Consider the following 13,744-nt stretch of genomic DNA (forward strand, 5'->3'; position numbering starts at 1 on the left):
AGGCTACTGCTCCATCATCTCCGGCGCAGGAGTGGGTGCACTGGCTGGCCGGTTGGCGGTGACCTTGAGCAGCAGGGCCAGGTGCCCGCCATCCAGAAAGGTCAGCTCGCCATTTTTTACGGTGCTGTTGCTCTGCTTGAGCTGTTCGCTCTGGATCACGCTGCCGTTGCTGTCGAACTGGTTGACCCAGAAGCTGGCGTCGACCGCGATGAAGCGATCTTCCGTCACGCTCAGGTTGCCCTCGATGGGGAACTGGCCGAACTGCTCCTGGCCCTCACTGATCGCCACGGCACCGGCCTCCTGCTGCCAGGCCTTGTGAAGCAGGATGGTGTACTGGCTCGGGTCGGCGGCAAGCCTGGCGGCTTGATCGGTCATCGAGGGCTGGCGCATATCGCCCTCGGCAGGCGCCTGGGCGCCGTTGCTCCAGTCTTCAGGAGCAAACTGGCTGGTAATCGCCGGCACGGCGTTCTGCCGCACCAGAATCATTTCGACCTGATAGGCGCCTTCAGCGAAGGCTGCCGGGGCGAACAGGGCCAGCAGCAGGGTCAGGCAGCGAATGGCACGCATGGATCTTCCTTCACGCAGATTGTGGGGTCAGGCGCTCGAACAGCGCCTCGAGATTGTTGAAGCGTTCTTCCGGGCGTTCCATCGGCACCATGAACTTGAACTGGGTGGCACCCTCGAACTTGTAGCGCTTGGGCTGGCCCTGGATCAACTTGATCAGCACCAGGGGGTCGACCGGGGTCTGGGCTTCGAATTCGATCTTGCCGCCGTTGGGTCCGGCATCGACCTTCTTGATGCCGAGCTTTTCGGCCTGCAGCTTGAGCAGGGTGAGGCGCACCAGGTTCTTGGTCGGCTCCGGCAGCAGGCCGAAGCGGTCGATCATTTCCACCTGCAGGTCCTTGAGGCCGTCTTCGTCCACGGCCGAGGCGATGCGCTTGTACAAGATCAGCCGCGCATGCACATCCGGCAGGTAGTCTTCGGGAATCAGCGCCGGCAGGCGCAGGTTGATTTCCGGGCCGCCGCCCAGGGGCTGGTCGAGGTTGGGCTGGGTGCCCTTGCGGATGGCCTTGACCGCGCGCTCGAGCATTTCCATGTACAAGGTGAAACCGACCGCCTGGATCTGTCCGCTCTGGCCTTCGCCCAGCAGTTCGCCGGCGCCGCGGATTTCCAGATCGTTGGTAGCCAGCACGAAACCTGCACCCAGGTCCTGGGTATTGGCGATGGCCTCCAGGCGCTTTTCGGCATCCGGGGTGATCTGCTGGCGCGGCGGGGTGAGCAGGTAGGCGTAGGCCTGGTGGTGGCTGCGGCCCACCCGGCCGCGCAATTGGTGCAGTTGGGCCAGGCCGAACTTGTCGGCCCGCTCGATAATGATGGTGTTGGCGCTGGGCACGTCGATGCCGGTCTCGATGATGGTCGAGGCGATCAGCACGTTGAAGCGCTTGTGATAGAAGTCGCTCATCACCTGTTCGAGCTCGCGTTCGCGCATCTGCCCGTGGCCGATGCCGATACGTGCCTCGGGCACCAGTTCGGCGAGGTCGGCGGCGCATTTCTCGATGCTCTTCACATCGTTGTGCAGGTAGTAGACCTGGCCGCCGCGCAGCAGCTCACGCAGCAGGGCTTCCTTGACCGTGCTCTTGTTCTGTTCCATCACGAAGGTGCGTACCGACAGGCGGCGCGCCGGTGGCGTGGCGATGATCGACAGGTCGCGCATGCCGGCCACGGCCATGTTCAGGGTGCGCGGGATCGGCGTGGCGGTGAGGGTGAGAATGTCGACCTCGCTGCGCAGGGCCTTGAGCTGTTCTTTCTGGCGCACACCGAAGCGGTGTTCCTCGTCGATGATCACCAGGCCCAGGTCTTTGATCTTGACGTCGTCCTGCAGCAGCTTGTGGGTGCCGATGACGATGTCGATCTTGCCTTCGGCAAGGTCGGCGACCGCGGCGGCGACTTCCTTGGGCGACTTGAAGCGGCTCATCACCTCGACGGTCACCGGCCAGTCGGCGAAGCGGTCGCGAAAGCTGTTGTAGTGCTGTTGGGCGAGCAGGGTGGTGGGCACCAGGATGGCCACCTGGCGGCCGCCATGCACGGCGATGAAGGCGGCACGCATGGCAACTTCGGTCTTGCCGAAGCCGACGTCGCCACAGACCAGCCGGTCCATGGGCTTGGCCGCCAGCATGTCTTCGCGTACCGCTTCGATGGCGCTTTGTTGGTCGGGGGTTTCTTCGAACGGGAAGCCGGCGCTGAAGGTGGCGTAGTCGGCAGACGGATCGGCGAAGGCATAGCCTTTGCGTGCCGCGCGGCGGGCATAAATGTCGAGCAGCTCGGCGGCGACGTCGCGCACCTGTTCGGCGGCCTTGCGCTTGGCTTTCTGCCAGGCCTCGGAGCCCAGGCGGTGCAGCGGTGCCAGCGCGTCGTCGCTGCCGGTGTAGCGGGCGATCAAATGCAGGTTTGCCACCGGCACGTAGAGCTTGGCGCCCTCGGCGTATTCCAGGGTGAGGAACTCGGCAGCCTGGTTGTCGATCTCCAGGGTCGCCAGGCCCAGGTAGCGGCCAACACCGTGGTCGATATGCACCACCGGCGCACCTTCGCGCAGCTCGGTGAGGTTCTTGATCACCGCATCGTTGTTGCCGTCGCTGCGTTTTTCCCGGCGTCGGCGCTGCATCACCCGCTGGCCGAACAGCGGGCTCTCGGCGACCAGGGCAACCGCCGGGTCGTCCAGCAACAAGCCTTCGTCCAGGGGCGCGATGGTGATCGCCAGGCGCTCTTTGCCGGCAACGAAGGCGCTCCAGCTGTCGACCGTCTGAGGGCGCAGCTTCAGGCGTTCGAGCAGTTCAAGCAGCACTTCGCGACGGCCCGCCGATTCGGCGGTGAACAGCACGCGCCCCGGGAACTGGTCGAGAAAGCCCGAGAGCGCTGCCAGAGGCTGGTTGGCCTTGGCTTCAATGGCGAGGTTCGGCAAGGCCTGGGCCGGAAAGCGTTCGCGGCCCGGGCCACTGTCCAGGTCGTCCTGGCTGACCACGACGCGTGGCCAGTTCTTCAGCCGGGCGAAGCAGTCTTCCACCGGCAGGAACAGTTCGGCCGGCGGCAACAATGGTCGCGCCGGGTCGATGCGACGCTCTTCGTAGCGATTGCGCACATCGCTCCAGAAGTGCTCGGCGGCCTGTTCCACGCCCGGCAGCGAGAACACCTGGGTGTCCTGGGGCAGGTAGTCGAACAGGGTAGACGTCTGTTCGAAGAACAACGGCAGGTAATACTCGATACCCGCCGGAGTGATGCCGCTGGAGAGGTCCTGGAAGATCGGGCTGCGGCGGAAGTCGACGTCGAAGCGCTCGCGAAAGCGCGCCTTGAACTGGGTCACGGCGTCCTTTTGCAGCGGGAACTCGCGGGCTGGCAGCAGGCGTACCGAGTCGACCTTGTCGATCGAGCGCTGGGTCTCCGGGTCGAAGGTGCGCAGGGTCTCGATCTCGTCGTCGAACAGATCGATCCGGTAGGGCAGTTTGCTGCCCATCGGGAAGAGGTCGATCAGCGCGCCGCGCACGGCGAATTCGCCATGTTCGTACACAGTATCGACGCAGCGGTAGCCGCTGGCTTCCAGGCGCAGGCGCATCTGTTCGACATCGAGCTTTTGGCCGATGTCCAGCACCAGGCTGCTGCCGAGCAGGAAGCGCGTCGGCGCCAGGCGGTGCAGGGCCGTGGTGATTGGCACCACGAGAATGCCGTGGTCAAGCTCCGGCAGCCGGTACAGGCTGGAAATGCGCTGGGAGATGATGTCCTGGTGCGGCGAGAACAGGTCGTAGGGCAGGGTTTCCCAATCGGGGAAGGGCAATACCGGCAGGTCGGGCGCGAAAAAACGCAGCTCCTGCTCGAGCCGGTCAGCGCTCTGGCTGTCGGCGGTCAGTAGCAGGGTGAAGCGCTTGGCGGCGCTGGCAGCCTCGGCGATGGCAAGGCTCAGGGCGGCGCCCGGCAGGTTGCCCCAGGTTTGTTTGCCGGCGGTGGCCGGCAGGTGCGGTAGACGCAGAACAGGCACGGGAGGTCGAGCTCCAAGCGTTGCGACAAAGACGCCAATTGTACCGGGCGCAGGCCCGTGCTGTCAGGTTCGAGCAGGCTAAATCCATGTAGTGAAGCATCAGCGACAGGCGCTCATTGCTCGATGGGCTGCGGGGCGTCATAATGTAGCCCCTTTTTTCTGTCCCTACATGTGGAAGGTTCCCGTGACTCAGAAGCCCGACCAGTGTCTTGGTGAGTGGATTGATCGTGAAGCACTTGCAGAAGCGATGATCCCGCTTATCGGTCAGCTCTACCGCAATAACAATGTGGTGAGCTCGATCTATGGCCGCAGCCTGATCAACCGTTCGGTGATCTCGATCCTCAAAGCGCACCGCTTTGCCCGTCATCGCCAAACCGACGAAACCGAACTCTCTGTCCACGAGACATTCCCGCTGCTCAAGGCCATGAGCGAGCTGAAACTGGGCGCCGCTTCGGTCGACCTGGGCAAGCTGGCCAACAAATTCAAGCTTGAAGGCAACGGTCGCAGCGCCGAGCAGTTCGTGCGTGAAGAAATGGCCGACGTGGTCGGTCAGCAGAACGCTTCGGCCCGCAAGGGCACCGACGTCGTGCTGTACGGTTTCGGTCGTATCGGCCGCCTGCTGGCGCGCATCCTGATCGAAAAAACCGGTGGCGGCGACGGCCTGCGCCTGCGTGCCATCGTCGTGCGCAAAGGCGCCGAGAACGATCTGGTCAAGCGTGCAAGCCTGCTGCGTCGTGACTCGGTTCACGGCCCGTTCGATGGCACCATTACCATCGACGAAGAAAACAACACCATCACCGCCAACGGCAACCTGATCCAGGTTATCTACGCCAAGAACCCGTCCGAAGTCGACTACACCCAGTACGGCATCGAGAACGCGCTGATCGTCGACAACACCGGTGTATGGCGTGACGCCGACGGCCTGGGCCAGCACCTGGCCTGCCCGGGCGCTGCCCGCGTGATCCTCACCGCACCTGGCAAGGGCGCGCTGAAGAACATCGTGCATGGCATCAACCATGCCGACATCACCGCTGACGACAAGATCATCTCGGCGGCATCCTGCACCACCAACGCCATCGTGCCGGTGCTCAAGGCTGTCAACGACAAGTTCGGCATCGTCAATGGCCACGTCGAAACCGTTCACTCGTTCACCAACGACCAGAACCTGATCGACAACTTCCACAAGGGCAGCCGTCGTGGCCGCGCCGCGCCGCTGAACATGGTTATCACCGAGACCGGTGCCGCCACTGCAGCCGCCAAGGCACTGCCGGTGCTCAAAGGCAAGCTGACCGGTAACGCGATCCGCGTTCCAACGCCGAACGTGTCGATGGCCATCCTGAACCTGAACCTGGAAAAGGCCACCAACCGCGAAGAAATCAACGAGTACTTGCGCCAGATGGCCATGCACTCGGACCTGCACAAGCAGATCGACTACGTCAGCTCGCAGGAAGTGGTTTCCACCGACTTCGTTGGTTCGCGCCACGCCGGTGTGGTCGATGCCGAAGCCACCATCTGCAACGATAACCGCGTTGTCCTGTACGTCTGGTACGACAACGAGTTCGGTTACAGCTGCCAGGTTGTGCGCGTGATGGAAGACATGGCCGGTGTAAACCCGCCAGCCTTCCCACGCTAAGCTTCACAGCGTGATCAAGAAACGGGAACCTCAGGGTTCCCGTTTTTTTTGTGTGCGCCAGGCATGGCGCGTTGCGCGTAAGCGCAACCCGCTTGGCTGTGGTGGCCAAGCGGGTGACTTGGAGGTGAAAGTCCTCTACACACCCGGCAAGGGGAAGTGTTAGCCGGAGGCAAGGGTGTCGCGGGTGACCGCGAATCTGAAGGAAGCCCGAGGCAAAATGCTGGCCTGACGAACAGGAAGCGGATAGAGGCGGCACAGCGGGGTGAGGTGGCACAAATCGCCAAAGCCCAATACTTGCACGGAACGCTGTGACGTAGATCCGACAGGCATAAGCAGGAAGGTCGCGCGAATTACCCTGGGAGATCTGTACGTTTGCCATTGTGCTACCGCGCGTCGAAAGGCGACGGGATGAGCGTGCAGAAGTCAGCCGAAGCCGTAGTAAGTGGCGGTTAACCGCGCCACCAAGGGCCGAACAGGTTATGCCGCCAGTAGGCGTCGCCGTCTCGTTGGTAACCGTAATGCAGAAATTTCCCACAGCGGAAACTGTCATCCCGAGCTCCGGCCAGAAGCCGAGGGTGACGCCTGACAGTGCAAAGGTATCGACGGCGTCCGTGACGTGGACGAACGCGGAGCCGGACACGCTGATGGAGCGGGTGCTTGCACCGGCCAACCTCAGACGTGCGTATCAACGCGTGGTCAGCAACAAGGGAGCACCGGGTGCCGATGGCATGACGGTTGCTGACTTGGCGGGCTACGTGAGACAGTATTGGCCAACCCTCAAGGCCAGGTTACTGGCCGGTGAATACCAGCCCCAAGCAGTGCGAGCGGTTGAAATTCCCAAGCCGCAGGGCGGCACACGGCAACTGGGAATCCCCAGCGTCGTGGATCGCCTGATCCAGCAAGCACTGCAGCAGCAGCTCACACCTATCTTCGACCCACTGTTCTCGGACTACAGCTATGGTTTTCGTCCGGGCAGAAGTACGCATCAAGCCATCGAGATGGCTCGTGCTCATGTGACAGCGGGACACCGCTGGTGCGTGGAACTCGATCTGGAGAAGTTTTTCGATCGGGTCAATCACGACATCCTCATGGCCTGCATCGAACGTCGGATCAAAGACAAGTGCGTACTCAGGCTTATCCGCCGCTACCTTGAAGCCGGGATCATGTCGGGCGGTGTCGTCAGCCCACGGCAGGAGGGGACGCCGCAAGGCGGCCCGCTTTCGCCGTTGCTGTCGAACATCCTGCTCGACGAACTCGACCGCGAGCTGGAGCGACGGGGCCATCGCTTCGTACGTTATGCCGATGATGCGAACATCTATGTACGCAGTCCCCGGGCCGGCGAACGGGTGTTGGTCAGCGTCGAGCGCTTCCTGAGAGAACGTCTGAAGCTGACGGTGAACAGGAAGAAAAGCCAAGTGGCAAGGGCGTGGAAGTGCGACTACCTAGGCTATGGGATAAGCTGGCACCAGCAGCCAAGGCTGCGCGTGGCAAGGATGAGCCTAGACCGCTTACGCGACCGGCTCAGAATGCTGCTGCGCAGCGTACGGGCTCGCAAAATGGCGACTGTCATCGAGCGGATCAACCCCGTCCTGAGAGGCTGGGCTAGCTACTTCAAGCTCAGCCAGAGCAAGCGGCCGCTTGAGGAACTGGATGGTTGGGTCAGGCACAAACTCCGCTGCGTCATCTGGCGTCAATGGAAGCAGCCTCCCACGAGGCTGAGAAACTTGATGCGCCTGGGGTTGAGCGAGGAGCGTGCCAACAAGTCAGCCTTCAATGGCCGAGGTCCATGGTGGAATTCGGGAGCGCAACATATGAACTACGCGCTGCCAAAGAAACTGTGGGACCGGCTCGGGCTGGTCTCGATACTGGATACGATTAACCGGCTTAGCCGCGTAACCTGAACCGCCGTGTACGGAACCGTACGCACGGTGGTGTGAGAGGACGGCGGGTGTGAATCCGCCTCCTACTCGATCCATGATTCCAGGAGGACTGATGCGCAGAGGGTTGTTGATCGGTTCGTTGCTTATCCTTGCCGCTTGCTCGCCGGGCGAGTCGCTGGAGCACATCAGCGGGCCGACCATGGGCAGCAGCTACACCGTGCAATACGTGCGTACGGCGGATGGGCCTGCACCGCAGCGGGTCCAGCGGGAAGTGGAGCAGGTGCTCGAGGGGATCGACCTGCGGTTTTCCACCTACCGTAGCGATTCGATGATCGAGGCGTTCAACCGCCTGCCTGCCAATAGCTGCCAGTGGATGCCTGCCGATGTGCTGGAACTGGTTGCGGTCGGCGAGCAGTTGTCGCAGCAAGGCGATGGTGCGTTCGATCTGACCGTGGAGCCGTTGCTCGACCTGTGGGGGTTCGGGCCGCAATCGAGATTGGAAAAAGTCCCCACCGCCCAGGCGCTGAGCGAGGTTCGCCGACGCGTCGGGCATGGGCATTTGCGCATAGTGGGCGAGCAGCTGTGCAAGGATGAAGCGGTGGAGGTGGATTTCAACAGCATTGCCGCCGGGCATGCCGTCGACCTGGTGGTGGCTCGCCTCAACACGCTGGGGGTCGCGAATCTACTGGTCGAAGTCACTGGTGAGCTCAAGGCGTTGGGACGAAAGCCCGATGGCAGTCGCTGGAAAATTGCCCTGGAGTTGCCGCGCGACGATCGCCAGATTGCCCGCCAGGTGGTGCCGGTGGACGGTCTGGGCGTGTCTACCTCCGGTGACTATCGCAACTATTTCGAGGAGAATGGCCAGCGCTATTCACATACCTTCGATGCGCGGCTGGGCAAGCCGGTCAGGCACGACCTGGCGGCGGTGACGGTATTCGACCGCTCGACACTGATGGCCGACGGGTATTCGACACTGTTGTTGATCCTGGGGCCGGAGCAGGGGTGGGATTTTGCCCTCGAGCACCAGCTTGCTGCGGTGTTCGTCACACGGGTTGCCGATGGCTTTGTATCCCGAGCGACCCCGGTGTTCGAGCAGGTGCTGGGGATAGATTGAAAAACCTCGCGGGGCACACCCGCTCCCACATGGGTAGGAGCGGGTTGGCCCCGCGATGAAATACATGTAGTGCAGAGAAAATTAGCCTACGACGCGACCAAGGGTTAATGTGCGCGGCGCTCAAGCTTGATTAGACTGCACCCGAATTTTTCATGGCGCCGCTGGCGACATGATCTAGCCCCGCTCGCCAATGTGGCGACCGGGCCTGTTCTGAAGGAGTACGCATGGCTGTCTACAACTACGACGTAGTGGTGCTGGGTTCCGGCCCAGCAGGAGAAGGGGCGGCAATGAATGCTGCCAAAGCAGGACGCAAGGTGGCGATGGTCGATAGCCGTCGCCAGGTCGGCGGTAACTGCACCCACCTGGGCACCATCCCGTCCAAGGCCCTGCGTCACTCGGTCCGCCAGATCATGCAGTTCAATACCAACCCGGTGTTCCGGGCCATTGGTGAACCGCGCTGGTTCTCGTTCCCCGACGTGCTCAAGAGCGCCGAGAAAGTCATCTCCAAGCAGGTTGCCTCGCGCACCGGCTACTACGCCCGCAACCGTGTCGATGTGTTCTTCGGTACCGGCAGCTTCGCCGACGAGCAGACCATCGAAGTGGTCTGCGCCAATGGCGTGGTGGAAAAGCTGGTGGCCAAGCACATCATCATCGCCACCGGGTCGCGCCCGTATCGCCCGGCCGACATCGATTTCCACCACCCGCGGATCTACGATAGCGACACCATCCTCAGCCTCGGCCACACCCCGCGCAAACTGATTGTCTACGGCGCCGGTGTCATCGGCTGTGAATACGCCTCGATCTTCAGTGGCCTGGGCGTGCTGGTGGAGCTGGTCGACAACCGCAGCCAGTTGCTGAGCTTCCTCGACTCGGAAATCTCCCAGGCGTTGAGCTACCACTTCAGCAACAACAACATCACGGTTCGCCACAACGAAGAGTACGAGCGGGTCGAAGGCCTGGACAACGGTGTGATCCTGCACCTGAAATCCGGCAAGAAGATCAAGGCCGACGCCTTGCTGTGGTGCAACGGCCGTACCGGCAACACCGACAGGTTGGGCCTGGAAAACATCGGCATCAAGGTCAACAGCCGTGGCCAGATCGAAGTCGACGAGAACTATCGTACCCACGTGCCGAACATCTACGGTGCCGGCGACGTGATCGGCTGGCCGAGCCTGGCCAGTGCCGCCCACGACCAGGGTCGTTCGGCCGCTGGCAGCATCGTCGACAACGGTAGCTGGCGCTTCGTCAATGATGTGCCGACCGGCATCTACACCATTCCGGAGATCAGCTCGATCGGCAAGAACGAGCAGGAGCTGACCCAGGCCAAGGTGCCATACGAAGTGGGCAAGGCCTTCTTCAAGGGCATGGCGCGGGCGCAGATCGCCGGCGAGCCGCAAGGCATGCTGAAGATCCTGTTCCACCGCGAAACCCTGGAAATCCTCGGCGTGCATTGCTTTGGCTATCAGGCGTCGGAGATTGTCCACATCGGGCAGGCGATCATGGATCAGCCGGGTGAGCGCAATACCCTGAAGTATTTCGTCAACACCACCTTCAACTACCCGACCATGGCCGAAGCCTATCGGGTAGCCGCCTACGACGGCCTCAACCGGCTTTTTTGAGCGGCTCCGGCCGGTGGCCTGAGCCGGCCGGGGAGACCGATTTCAGCGATTCTCGAGGGTGGCGCTGGCCAAACCGGGAAAGTCTGTAATCAGGCTGTCTACGCCGAAGTCAGCGAGCCTGCGCATCAGCGATGGCTCGTTGACTGTCCACACCGACACGTGCAACCCCTGGCGCTGGGCCTTGATCAGGCGCTCGGGGGTGCACAGCGTCCAGTTCAACGCCAGCAAGTTGCAGCCATAGTTCTGGGCGACCTTCAGTGGGTCGAGCCAGGCCCTTTCGGCCACCAGCCCCCGCGAGATATCCGGCGTCAGCTCCTGGGCAGCGCCCAGTACTTCCCGTGAGCTGGAGGTGATGGTGATTCTCTCGAGCAGGCCGAACTGCTGGGCCAGCTCGCGAATGGCCAGCACGGTGGTGACGGCGCGGGTGCGCGACGCGCTCTTGACCTCGAGCTGCCAATGCTCGAAATCGCACTTTTCGAACAGCTCCTCAAGGCGCGGGATCGGGCAGGGCGATACCCATTCGGGGCAGCCCTTGCGGGCGTCGTAGGTCACGAGCTCCGCTGCGGTGTGCTCGACCACCTTGCCGCTACGTCCGGTGGTGCGCTTGAGGGTCGAGTCGTGAATCACCATCAGCTCGTTGTCGGCCGACAGGTGCAGGTCCAGTTCGCAGCGACGCACGCCGTGCCCGAGGCACTGCTGGAAGCTGGTCAGGGTGTTTTCGGGGGCTTCGCCCTTGGCGCCGCGGTGGCCATAAATCTGGGTCACGTTTGTTCCTTCAAGAAAGAGTGAAACTCAGGAAACGCTCGGGTTGGATTGGTCCAGCGCCTGGCGACGTTGTTGTGCCTGCCGTTGCAGGATGTAGCGGGCCAGCAATTGGCGTTGGGCATCGGTCATCTCGACGAACTCGCTACCTATCGCGTACTGGCCGTCGGCCTGTTGGTCGCAGTGGGTGATCTTGGCGCGCAGCAGCAGGCCCAGGGCCTGGGGCATCAGGACCATCTTCACGGCAATCCGACTGCCAGCGGCAATGGCCCGGGCCTGGGTGAACTCGATACCGCCTTCGGACAACACGACAGGCTGGGGTGCGTTGAGCTGGCCGAGCAGGGTTTGCGCAACCACCGCGCTGAGCAGGTCGATGCGTTTGTTCTGGGCCTTGAGAAACGCTGCCAGGGTACGATCCTTTTCGCTGATCTGGCGTAGCAGGTGCTGGGATTCGAACTCGCTCAGGTGCAGTTCACTGAGCAGGTTGAAGAGTGGCGAATCATCTTGCAACAAGTCTGAGTCAAGGGCTTCAGCGGCACTCAACGGGCTAATTTCCAGTGCGATCCGGTCCTCGATACGGTAGTATTCGCGGCGATCTTCTTCATCTAGTGTCGACATGGCGAACCCATGGTAGCGGCGGTGGTCTGAGTGTAAAGCTGCTATTCAAGCCCCGCCACAAGGACGTTCCTCTTTCACCCGAACAAGCCCCGACATGTTCAGACCTCTCTTCGTATTCATTGGTACGCGCTACACCCGTGCCAAGCGTCGCAACCACTTCGTCTCGTTCATTTCCCTGACCTCGATGATCGGCCTCGCCCTGGGCGTGGTGGTGATGATCGTGGTGTTGTCGGTCATGAATGGCTTCGATCATGAAATGCGCACCCGGGTATTGGGCATGGTGCCCCATGCCACCCTGGAAACCGGCCAGCCCATCAACGATTGGCCTGCCCTTGCCGCTCAAGTAAAGCAGAACCCACGGGTGGTGGCCGTCGCGCCCTTTACCCAGATGCAAGGCCTGCTCACCCATGAGGGCAAGGTGCAGAAGGTGCTGCTCAATGGCATCGACCCTGCCCAGGAGCGCAAGGTCTCGATCATCGACAACTTCATCCGCGAGGGTAAGCTCGATGACCTGGCCCCGGGCGACTTCGGCATCATGATCGGTGACAAGGCGGCGGCCAAGCTGGGCGTCGGCATCGGCGACAAGCTGACCTTCGTCGCCCCCGAGGTGACCGTGACCCCGGCCGGTATGTTCCCGCGCATGAAGCGCTTTACCGTGGTGGGCATTTTCCATGTGGGGGCCGGTGAAATCGACGGCTACCTGGGCCTGACCAACCTGTCGGACCTGTCGCGCCTGCACCGCTGGAAGGCTGACCAGGTCCAGGGCCTGCGCCTGAAGTTCGATGACCTGTTCCAGGCCCCACGCGCAGCCTGGGACATTGCCCAGAAGCTGGGCGAGCAAGAGTTCTATGCCCGTGACTGGACCCGTACCCACGGCAACCTGTACCAGGCGATCCGCATGGAGAAGGCCATGATCGGCCTGCTGTTGCTGCTGATCGTCGCCGTGGCGGCGTTCAACATCATTTCCACCCTGGTCATGGTGGTCAACGACAAGCGGGGCGACATCGCCATCCTGCGAACCCTGGGCTCGACCCCCGGGCAGATCATGGCCATCTTCATGGTCCAGGGTACGGTGATCGGTGTGGTCGGCACCTTGATCGGTGCGCTTGTCGGCATCTTTGCCGCGCTCAATGTCAGCGCCGCCATTGCGGGCATCGAGACCCTGATCGGGCACAAGTTTCTCAATGCCGACGTCTATTTCATCGACTACCTGCCATCCCAGGTCATGGCCGAGGATGTGTGGATGGTGTGCGGTGCGGCATTGGTCCTGAGTTTCCTCGCCACCTTGTATCCGGCCTGGCGTGCGGCACGCACCCAGCCTGCGGAGGCGCTACGTTATGAGTGAGTTGGGCATGAGTGATAAAGCAGTGCTGAGTTGCCGCAACCTGGGCAAGTCCTACGAGGAAGGCCCGGAGTCGGTGCAGGTGTTGTCCGGTTTGCAGCTGGAGCTGCATCCCGGCGAGCGGGTCGCCATCGTCGGCAGTTCGGGGTCGGGCAAAAGTACCTTGCTCAACCTGCTCGGTGGGCTCGATACACCCACCCAGGGCAGCGTCTGGCTGGCCGGAGAAGAACTGTCGGCCCTCAACGAGCGTGCCCGCGGCCTGCTGCGCAACCGCGCGCTGGGCTTCGTCTACCAGTTCCATCACCTGCTGCCGGAGTTCACGGCGCTCGAGAACGTGTGCATGCCACTGCTGATCGGGCGCACCGCCATTCCCGAGGCCCGTGAGCGCGCCGAAGCGCTGCTCAAGCGTGTGGGGCTGGGGCATCGCCTGACGCACAAGCCGGCCGAGCTGTCGGGCGGTGAGCGCCAGCGCGTGGCTATCGCCCGCGCGCTGGTGAATCGTCCGGGCCTGGTGATGCTCGATGAGCCCACCGGCAACCTCGACCATCACACCGCCCAGGGCATCCAGGACCTGATGCAGGAACTGAGCAGCGCCTCGCAAACGGCCTTTCTGGTCGTGACTCACGATCTCAACCTGGCGCGCCAGATGGACCGTGTGCTGCGCCTTGAAGACGGGCACCTGGTGCCGATCTGATCTAGGCGTGCAAAGTGCCCGTCAAGCAAGACGGGCACCTTGATTCTTTTCTTTA

The 13,744-nt window shown here is 62.4% G+C and carries 10 protein-coding genes; 6 read left to right on the plus strand and 4 right to left on the minus strand.

Features of this window, described 5'->3' with window-relative positions; all coding sequences use genetic code 11:
• Positions 1 to 3: 3 nt before the first annotated feature.
• Both NPS58_RS01895 and mfd read right to left on the minus strand, forming a co-directional pair.
• A complete protein-coding gene (locus tag NPS58_RS01895) occupies positions 4 to 567 on the minus strand; it encodes a CsiV family protein (protein ID WP_274113105.1) in 564 nt (187 codons plus the stop codon).
• 10 nt (positions 568 to 577) lie between these two features.
• Complete coding sequence (gene mfd / locus NPS58_RS01900; protein WP_274113107.1) at positions 578 to 4,027, minus strand: transcription-repair coupling factor; 3,450 nt, start codon at positions 4,025 to 4,027, stop codon at positions 578 to 580.
• 169 nt (positions 4,028 to 4,196) lie between these two features.
• Between mfd and NPS58_RS01905 the strand changes: the two genes are divergently transcribed.
• From NPS58_RS01905 to sthA, 4 genes are all read left to right on the plus strand, one after another.
• Positions 4,197 to 5,660, plus strand: a complete 1,464-nt coding sequence (locus NPS58_RS01905; protein WP_274113109.1) for a glyceraldehyde-3-phosphate dehydrogenase — start codon at positions 4,197 to 4,199, stop codon at positions 5,658 to 5,660.
• A gap of 479 nt (positions 5,661 to 6,139) precedes the next feature.
• Positions 6,140 to 7,561 carry a group II intron reverse transcriptase/maturase gene (ltrA, locus tag NPS58_RS01910; RefSeq protein WP_003253430.1) on the plus strand — a complete coding sequence of 474 codons (1,422 nt, stop codon included), beginning with the start codon at positions 6,140 to 6,142 and terminating at the stop codon, positions 7,559 to 7,561.
• A gap of 91 nt (positions 7,562 to 7,652) precedes the next feature.
• Positions 7,653 to 8,654, plus strand: coding sequence for an FAD:protein FMN transferase (locus NPS58_RS01915; RefSeq protein ID WP_274113111.1), 1,002 nt, complete (start codon positions 7,653 to 7,655; stop codon positions 8,652 to 8,654).
• 224 nt (positions 8,655 to 8,878) lie between these two features.
• On the plus strand, positions 8,879 to 10,273 hold the full coding sequence (gene sthA, locus NPS58_RS01920; protein WP_274113113.1) for a Si-specific NAD(P)(+) transhydrogenase: 1,395 nt from the start codon (positions 8,879 to 8,881) through the stop codon (positions 10,271 to 10,273).
• Between the two features lie 42 nt (positions 10,274 to 10,315).
• Here sthA and NPS58_RS01925 read toward each other — a convergent pair whose 3' ends face one another.
• Both NPS58_RS01925 and NPS58_RS01930 read right to left on the minus strand, forming a co-directional pair.
• Complete coding sequence (locus NPS58_RS01925; RefSeq protein ID WP_274113115.1) at positions 10,316 to 11,038, minus strand: glycerophosphodiester phosphodiesterase; 723 nt, start codon at positions 11,036 to 11,038, stop codon at positions 10,316 to 10,318.
• Between the two features lie 27 nt (positions 11,039 to 11,065).
• Positions 11,066 to 11,653: a PilZ domain-containing protein gene (locus tag NPS58_RS01930; RefSeq protein WP_274113117.1), complete on the minus strand. Its 588-nt coding sequence runs from the start codon at positions 11,651 to 11,653 to the stop codon at positions 11,066 to 11,068.
• A gap of 94 nt (positions 11,654 to 11,747) precedes the next feature.
• On the opposite strand from NPS58_RS01930, the gene NPS58_RS01935 reads away from it, so the two are divergent.
• Entirely contained in the window at positions 11,748 to 12,998 is a 1,251-nt protein-coding gene (locus NPS58_RS01935) for a lipoprotein-releasing ABC transporter permease subunit (RefSeq protein WP_274113119.1), read from the plus strand.
• 7 nt (positions 12,999 to 13,005) lie between these two features.
• Positions 13,006 to 13,689, plus strand: a complete 684-nt coding sequence (gene lolD / locus NPS58_RS01940) for a lipoprotein-releasing ABC transporter ATP-binding protein LolD (protein ID WP_177431073.1) — start codon at positions 13,006 to 13,008, stop codon at positions 13,687 to 13,689.
• Positions 13,690 to 13,744: the final 55 nt, after the last annotated feature.

It is taken from the genome of Pseudomonas putida (assembly GCF_028682455.1).
Lineage (GTDB): Bacteria > Pseudomonadota > Gammaproteobacteria > Pseudomonadales > Pseudomonadaceae > Aquipseudomonas > Aquipseudomonas putida_AA.

Bases quoted from the DNA above. Each gene is read 5' to 3' on its own strand.
- ltrA (WP_003253430.1), top strand. From the start codon at position 6,140: ATGCCGCCAGTAGGCGTCGCCGTCTCGTTGGTAACCGTAATGCAGAAA.
- NPS58_RS01895 (WP_274113105.1), bottom strand. From the start codon at position 567: ATGCGTGCCATTCGCTGCCTGACCCTGCTGCTGGCCCTGTTCGCCCCG.
- NPS58_RS01915 (WP_274113111.1), top strand. From the start codon at position 7,653: ATGCGCAGAGGGTTGTTGATCGGTTCGTTGCTTATCCTTGCCGCTTGC.
- NPS58_RS01930 (WP_274113117.1), bottom strand. From the start codon at position 11,653: ATGTCGACACTAGATGAAGAAGATCGCCGCGAATACTACCGTATCGAG.
- sthA (WP_274113113.1), top strand. From the start codon at position 8,879: ATGGCTGTCTACAACTACGACGTAGTGGTGCTGGGTTCCGGCCCAGCA.
- NPS58_RS01905 (WP_274113109.1), top strand. From the start codon at position 4,197: ATGTGGAAGGTTCCCGTGACTCAGAAGCCCGACCAGTGTCTTGGTGAG.
- NPS58_RS01935 (WP_274113119.1), top strand. From the start codon at position 11,748: ATGTTCAGACCTCTCTTCGTATTCATTGGTACGCGCTACACCCGTGCC.
- lolD (WP_177431073.1), top strand. From the start codon at position 13,006: ATGAGTGATAAAGCAGTGCTGAGTTGCCGCAACCTGGGCAAGTCCTAC.